The organism is Halorubrum sp. CBA1125 (assembly GCF_009742825.1).
GTDB lineage: Archaea > Halobacteriota > Halobacteria > Halobacteriales > Haloferacaceae > Halorubrum.
This window is the reverse complement of record NZ_WPCE01000011.1, coordinates 22706-28985: the sequence shown is the minus strand read 5'-3', so window position 1 is coordinate 28985 and position 6280 is coordinate 22706. Positions and strand designations below refer to the sequence as shown.

Annotated in this window: 6 protein-coding genes; 2 read left to right on the top strand and 4 right to left on the bottom strand. The window is 62.0% G+C overall.

Annotated elements, in window-relative coordinates; genetic code table 11:
• Positions 1–570: 570 nt before the first annotated feature.
• Positions 571–900, top strand: coding sequence for a hypothetical protein (locus GJ633_RS02650; protein WP_156586891.1), 330 nt, complete (start codon positions 571–573; stop codon positions 898–900).
• A gap of 3 nt (positions 901–903) precedes the next feature.
• Complete coding sequence (locus GJ633_RS02645) at positions 904–2448, top strand: sodium:solute symporter (protein WP_156586889.1); 1545 nt, start codon at positions 904–906, stop codon at positions 2446–2448.
• A gap of 83 nt (positions 2449–2531) precedes the next feature.
• Here GJ633_RS02645 and GJ633_RS02640 read toward each other — a convergent pair whose 3' ends face one another.
• The 4 genes from GJ633_RS02640 to GJ633_RS02625 all read right to left on the bottom strand — a co-directional run bounded on the left by GJ633_RS02640 (position 2532) and on the right by GJ633_RS02625 (position 6194).
• The gene (locus GJ633_RS02640) at positions 2532–3053 is read right to left on the bottom strand and encodes a hypothetical protein (RefSeq protein ID WP_156586888.1); all 522 of its coding nucleotides are present in this window, start codon (positions 3051–3053) and stop codon (positions 2532–2534) included.
• 76 nt (positions 3054–3129) lie between these two features.
• Positions 3130–3933, bottom strand: coding sequence for an aspartate dehydrogenase domain-containing protein (locus tag GJ633_RS02635; RefSeq protein WP_156586886.1), 804 nt, complete (start codon positions 3931–3933; stop codon positions 3130–3132).
• A 70-nt stretch (positions 3934–4003) separates the two neighbouring features.
• Positions 4004–5146 (bottom strand): mandelate racemase/muconate lactonizing enzyme family protein, encoded by a 1143-nt coding sequence (locus GJ633_RS02630; protein ID WP_156586885.1) that lies wholly within the window; start codon positions 5144–5146, stop codon positions 4004–4006.
• A gap of 34 nt (positions 5147–5180) precedes the next feature.
• Complete coding sequence (locus GJ633_RS02625) at positions 5181–6194, bottom strand: Gfo/Idh/MocA family protein (RefSeq protein WP_156586883.1); 1014 nt, start codon at positions 6192–6194, stop codon at positions 5181–5183.
• Positions 6195–6280: the final 86 nt, after the last annotated feature.

The following is a 6280-nucleotide window of genomic DNA, read 5'->3' as shown; positions in this document are numbered from 1 at the left end:
GCTAGTGGTACGATAGAGGGATAGTTGAGCGAACTCGGGACGTTCGAGATGGGTCGGTGGCCACCGGGGAAGAACACTCACCAAAGCCCCAGCCGTGAGGACTCGCGCGGCTCGCTGTGGTCCTCGACCGTTCACTTCATTCACGGTCTGCGGTCCTTACGTCGCCGGGCTTCGCCCTCACGGCTGCCCCTTTGGGTCCCGACCCGAACGGCACCGCACAGCACCTCACGCCGTCCCCAGCCTCGCGGTTCGCGCTCTTCGAGCGCTCACCGCATCCCTCGCGCTCCGGTCGCGGGCCTCCGGCCCGCTCCCGGGCGCGCCACCGCAATCATTCGTTCTCTCACCTACACTAACCGATTCACTAGGGAGCTAATGCTGTGTGAACAATTCGATGACACCCTATGAACGTTCTACGTTTCGACGATCGATAGCGCCGATAGTTCTCCGAAGAGCGGGGCCAGTTCGACGAGTATCCGCATCCACAGAGCTGAACAGCCGATATCAGGCAAAATTTAAGTAGGATGTTATATAATCGTGTCCTGTGGTGTCGATAAACATGGGTGATGAACTGTGACAGACGGATCCACAGACGACCAACAACCGGCGACAACGGCGATCAACGTCCAGCGGATAGAATCAGGGTATTTCGACCACCTCCAATCGCTTCGAGATCAGGTACCGGTCGGTAACTACCTGATTTCGTCCCGGACGATGCGGTGGGCCCTGATCTCGATGGCAGCCGTCTCGGTCGTGTTTTTCGTTACCTTTCCGCTGACGATGTTCATCCGATTCTCACCGGTCGTCATACTGGTGTACATGCTCGCGTTCGTAGGATTCGGGTGGGTGTTCTACGACCGGGTACTGGAACCGAACGAAGGAACCGAAGAATGGAGGGAGTAACCGATGACACAGTCACTCTTCACGACTGAGGGATACATCGTCATCGCGTACCTGATCGCGATCTTCGTGATCGGTATCTGGGGCGCGCGACGAACCCACACGTTCCGCGATTACTTCAGCACGAGCAGCAGCCTCGGATTGATCGTGCTCGTCGGGACGGTGTTGGCGACGCAGTGGGGTGGCGTCACGCTACTCGGCATCGTTGGATTCGGGTACCTGGACATCTGGTACGGTGCCTGGTACTCGCTCGGTGCAGCGATCCGGTTCATGTTCTGGGCACTGCTGATGGCCGTCGTGCTGCGGAAAGTCAATCCCTTCTCGATATCCGAGTGGTTCGGGATGCGGTTCGACAACAAGAACGCGCTCGTCATGACGGTGTTGAACCTCATCGTCAGCCTGGGTCTGCTCGGCGGCCAGTTCCTCGCCTTCGGAACGGTCGTGAGCGTCTTCTTCGACGTACCGCTCCAGACCGCGGTTGTCATCGGTGCGGCGATGGTGACGATCTACACCGTCGTCGGCGGGATGTGGGGCGTCGCATACACCGACTTCGTCCAGATCATCATCACGACGCTGGCCGCCGTCGGCATGGTGCTTTACCTCTGGGTGACACAGGGGAGCTTCGCGTCCGTGCAGGACGCGGGGGTCTACCCGGAGAACTTCTTCAACGCGATGCACCTCTCACCGCTCGGTGACCTTACCATGGGATGGCTGTTCTTCGTCACGTTGATCTTCCTGTGGCTGGCGGACCTCTTCTTGAATCACAACATGCAGCGGATGGTGAGCGCGAAGAACCTAAAGGTCGCCTACTGGGCACCGATCTTCGGGGGGATGGGATACGTGTTGATCGCGTATGTCTCCCCCGCGATCGGTGCCTACGCACGGCTGGTTTTGGGTACCGGATTGGAGAATCCGGACCAGGCGTTCCCGCTTCTGGCTCAAGAGCTGTTGCCGGCGTACCTCGCCGGTCTCGTTGCAGCGGCGCTCCTCGCCGTGGTGATGTCCAGCGGCGACGGGTACTTGCTCGGCCCCGCAACCCTCGCTGCTAACGATCTCTACCGGGCGTACAAACCGGATGCCTCCGAAGAGCGGGTCCTGGCGGTTTCGCGGATCATCACGCTCGCGTACGCCGCGATCACGCTCTACAGCGCCCTGTTCTTCGACACGATCATCGGACTGATCCTCACGTACCTCACGATCGGGTGGGCCGTCATCCCGGCGCTGGGCGCTAGCGTGGCTTGGCGACGGGCAACGTCGAACGCCAGCTTCTGGAGTATGGCCATCGGCGGCGGCGTGAACGCGTTCTTGATGCTCAACTACTCGTACGGCTGGGTCTCGAGTATCAACGCGCTGTTCCCGGACATGCCGTCGTACTACGTCGGCTGGATCGGGTTCGCACTGGCTCTCGTCGTCCTCGTCGTCGGCAGCTACGTCGAGGGCGAAGAGGGGATTCCGAAGAACGTGCGGCAGCCGGCGGTGACCGATGGCGGTCGAGAGATAGACGATCTCGAAGAACGAGCAGATGCTGCGCTGAAGCAGGTCCAGTACTGATCGCTGCTCGTCTTCGGTGCGGTTTCGATTTTCGTTGCGTCACCGATGTTCGCGTCGCGTTAGCGACGCGGCAGTCGTCTCGCCTAGCCGAGGAGCATGTCGGTGAACACGGTCCCGTCGACGGCGTCGACGACGCGGACCTCGTCGTTGGACAGTTCCACGATCCACACGGGCTTGTAGACCAGCTGCGGCTCACCCAGGATCTCCAAGTTGCCACCCTCTCGATGCTCGACCTGCATCCGTCGACCGTTGGCCGTCGTTCGGGCCTGTTCCTCCGGGACTTCGGGCTCGAGGACCTGGTCTTCGGGAACTTCTGTCGAGACCTCCTCGATCTCGTCGGCGGTGAACGGTCGGGCGATGTCGGTCAGTGCGTCGACGATGAGGTTCCCTTCGCGGACGTCGTCCTCACCGCGAAAGATTCGTTTCGTGAGTGTCACGTCGTACGAGTAGAACGGCTTATATCGGCGTGTGGCTCGGACGGGTTCGACGTCGGTAACGGTAGACTTGATGCGATCGAGGAACCGTCCCTCCACCTGCTTCATGGCATCCGACTCGGAGAGATTGACCGGCTGAGAAACGATCTCCACGGTGTGGACTGTCGACATGCTACACAGCATTACAGCCGGGTACTAATCGGTTTCGACGGCCACGGTACGCAGCAGCGACGAGCCGTTTCGCGTTTCAGACGACGGTCGTGCCGGGCGTGTGATCGGGGATCCTCGAAACGGTACCCCAGATCGAATCGAGCGTGTATGAGCCAGTGACGCCTTCGATCGAGGAGACACGCGTGATCTCCAGTCTGGTGCCGGGTCCCTCCGCAACGATCTCGTGGGTCGCCTCGGACGCCGCGGGGTCGGCGATCAGCTTCGAGGTCGTTCGGTCGAACCCGATGCCAGCGATAGCGATCGTGGCATGTGAGTTGACGTTCCGGGGAAACTTCCCACAGATATCACGCGTTGACCCGTCGAATAGCACCGTCTCCGCGTCGACGTCGGCCGAACTGATGTCGGCCCGTTCGAAGTCGATGTTGTCGGGATTTTTTCGCGTCGTGATAGTGACGGACTCCAGCGACGGCCGGCCGTCTTGGAGCCCGTCGGTTCCGAGCACGGCGCCGTGTGGAACGAACAGCCGGGTTCCCCCGGCGTCGCACGCCTCCGAGAGCTCCGCTTCGACCTCCCGATCCGCGAAGACCGTCGTCGACAGGGCCAATACGTCACTCACTTCCAAGAGATCGGCGCCGTGGGCGGCGAGAACGTCGGCGTGTGCGGCCTCAACGATCAGATCGACGTCTCGGTCGGTGAGATCGCCGGGATCAGGAACGACGGCTACATTCGAATCTGACACCGACGTCGACTCCGAAACCGACGCCGGATCCCGGACGCAGACGAAACGCAACGTCGTGTGGGGGTCTTCTGCGATCCGATCCGCCAGGTACTGACCGATACGTCCGAAACCGATGAGTCCGATAGCCTTCGGTGACGGCATCACTCGAACGTATTCGCGGGAAGGATATGAAAGTACGCTCCCGGCACCCGGCGGGTCGCGAGGAGGTTGCTTACCCGGATTGATCGACGCGATACCGTTCGATCGCGGCGGGGTCGGGTTCGACACCGAGTCCGGGCGCGTCGGGGATTTCGAGCGTGTCACCGGCGAAATCGAACGGCTCCGTGAGCAGCTCCTCTCGAAGGCCGTTATCGGCGCGATCGACTTCGAACAAGACCGGTTCTGGAACGTTCGTGGAGTGGGGATAGTTCGGTAGCGACCCGGCGAACTGTAGACTCGCCGCGAGACCGACGGCACCGGTCCACACGTGAGGTGAAACGGCGAGATTCTCCGTCGTTGCGAGTTTCGCGATGAACCGGGCCTCGGACAGGCCGCCACACTTGCACACGTCGGGCTGAACAACGTCAACCGTTCTGTCGTCGATGAGTTCTTTGAACTCGAATCGGCCGTAAGAGGCCTCGCCCGCTGCCACCGGCGTGTCGATAGCGCGCTTGAGTTCGGCGTACCCGGATCGGTTCTCGGGAGGGATCGGCTCTTCGATCCAACTCACGTCGAAAGGTGAGAGCGCGTCGTCTAACTCGATAGCCTGCTCCGGGCGGTAGTTCCCGTTGCAGTCCACCATGAGACGTGCGTCGTCGCCGAGTCGGTCGCGAGCGATCTGCACCCGTTCGACGTCGTCCTCGATATTCCGCCCGATCTTGATTTTCGCCGCCGAGAATCCCTCGTCGACCGCCGCTTGGATCGGCTCTGCGGGCGGTTGGCCCCACTGGGTGATGTACATCGTCGATGCGTACGGCGTCACGTGTTCGCGGTTTCGCCCGCCGAGGAGCCGGGCGATGGAGGTGCCCGTCACGCGCCCGATCAGGTCCCAGAGTGCGATGTCGATCCCGCTGATCGCACTCTGAACGACGCCCCGAGAGCCGAAGTGGTAGAGCCCGGTGTAGTTTCGGTCACAGAGCGACTCCACCTCGTACGGGTCCATTCCCACGACCATATCGGTCAGCAGCTCGTCGACGAGCGTGGCGATCGACTTCGGCGGCCCGAACGCCTCCCCCCAACCGACCGCCCCGTCTCCCGTTTCGACACGAATAAGCGTCGAGGTTCGCTGCGTGACGGTGCCACGGGCGCTTCCGTACCCCCGACCGTCACCGAGCTGGTACGACAGCGGAATAGCGTCTACGCTAGCGACTTCCATACCGCCCGTGAGAGCTAAGTAGTAAAAACTGTTGTCACAGATCTCGCGGTCCCGGGTCGCCCACCCCGATGTGACCCCGGGAATCGACCGCGTCGCCGACGGTTTCTGCGATCCGAACGGCTCGATGCCCGTCCGCAAATGGAACCGGCGCCGAGGTGTTCGACCGTATCGCCCGGATGAATTCGTGATCTTGCCGTTCGAGCGCGCCGCGAGGCACACCGGAGATGTCGGGCCACAGGTGGGTATCGACGGCCGAGCCCGAATCCTCGTTCCAGCGCTGTACCTCGGTTCCGGACGCGTCGACCGAGACCGTTCCGTCGGTTCCAGTCGCGACCGTTCGGACGATTGAACCCGGATGGCCGTCCGGAAGCGAGAACCCCAGCGTGAACGTCGCCGTTCCCTCGTCGGAGAGTTTCGCGAGGAGCGACACGGACTCGTCGATGTCGTATCCCTCTGTAGCGAGTGCACCCGCCGCTTCCGCCGCCGCGAGGCGAACGATCTCCGTATCGAACAGCCACTCGACGAGATCGAAATCGTGTACGCCCAACCGCATCCACGGGGGAGACTCACCGCCCGTTCGTCGGGCTCGCGATCGTTTGACCAATCGTTCCATCGTCACCGAGACCACGGTACCGATCTCGCCGGTACGTACCGCGTCGCGGATGGACCGATATCGGGGGTCGAACCGGAGCACGTGACCAACCGTGTGAATCGCATCGCTCTCTCGTGCAGCGGCCGTGAGACGTTCGGTTTCGGCGGCGGTGGCCGCGAGCGGCTTCTCCACGAACGTGTGTAGACCGCCCTCGATCGCGCGAAGCGCGATCTCGGTGTGCTGGTCGTCGGGAGTACACACGAACAGACAGTCCGCCGCCGAGACGGCGTCTGCGACGCTTCCGGTCGTTGTACCGACCCGGGTAGCCACCTCGTTGGCACGGTCGCGGTCGACGTCGACGAGCGGCCCCAGTTCGACCGTCGGCATCGCGGACAGGATCTTCGCGTGCTTTTCGCCGATCTTCCCGGTGCCGACGACGCTCGCAACGAGTGACATCGGTCGTATATCTGCGGGCGGGTTCAAATCGGTTCCGCCGGTCCACGAGTAAGATATTTACCGGTCCTCCGCCCAACTTGGAGATC

Excerpts from the sequence above, each read along its gene's own strand:
- GJ633_RS02645 (WP_156586889.1), top strand. The coding sequence starts at position 904 with ATGACACAGTCACTCTTCACGACTGAGGGATACATCGTCATCGCGTAC.
- GJ633_RS02640 (WP_156586888.1), bottom strand. The coding sequence starts at position 3,053 with ATGTCGACAGTCCACACCGTGGAGATCGTTTCTCAGCCGGTCAATCTC.
- GJ633_RS02635 (WP_156586886.1), bottom strand. The coding sequence starts at position 3,933 with ATGCCGTCACCGAAGGCTATCGGACTCATCGGTTTCGGACGTATCGGT.
- GJ633_RS02630 (WP_156586885.1), bottom strand. The coding sequence starts at position 5,146 with ATGGAAGTCGCTAGCGTAGACGCTATTCCGCTGTCGTACCAGCTCGGT.
- GJ633_RS02625 (WP_156586883.1), bottom strand. The coding sequence starts at position 6,194 with ATGTCACTCGTTGCGAGCGTCGTCGGCACCGGGAAGATCGGCGAAAAG.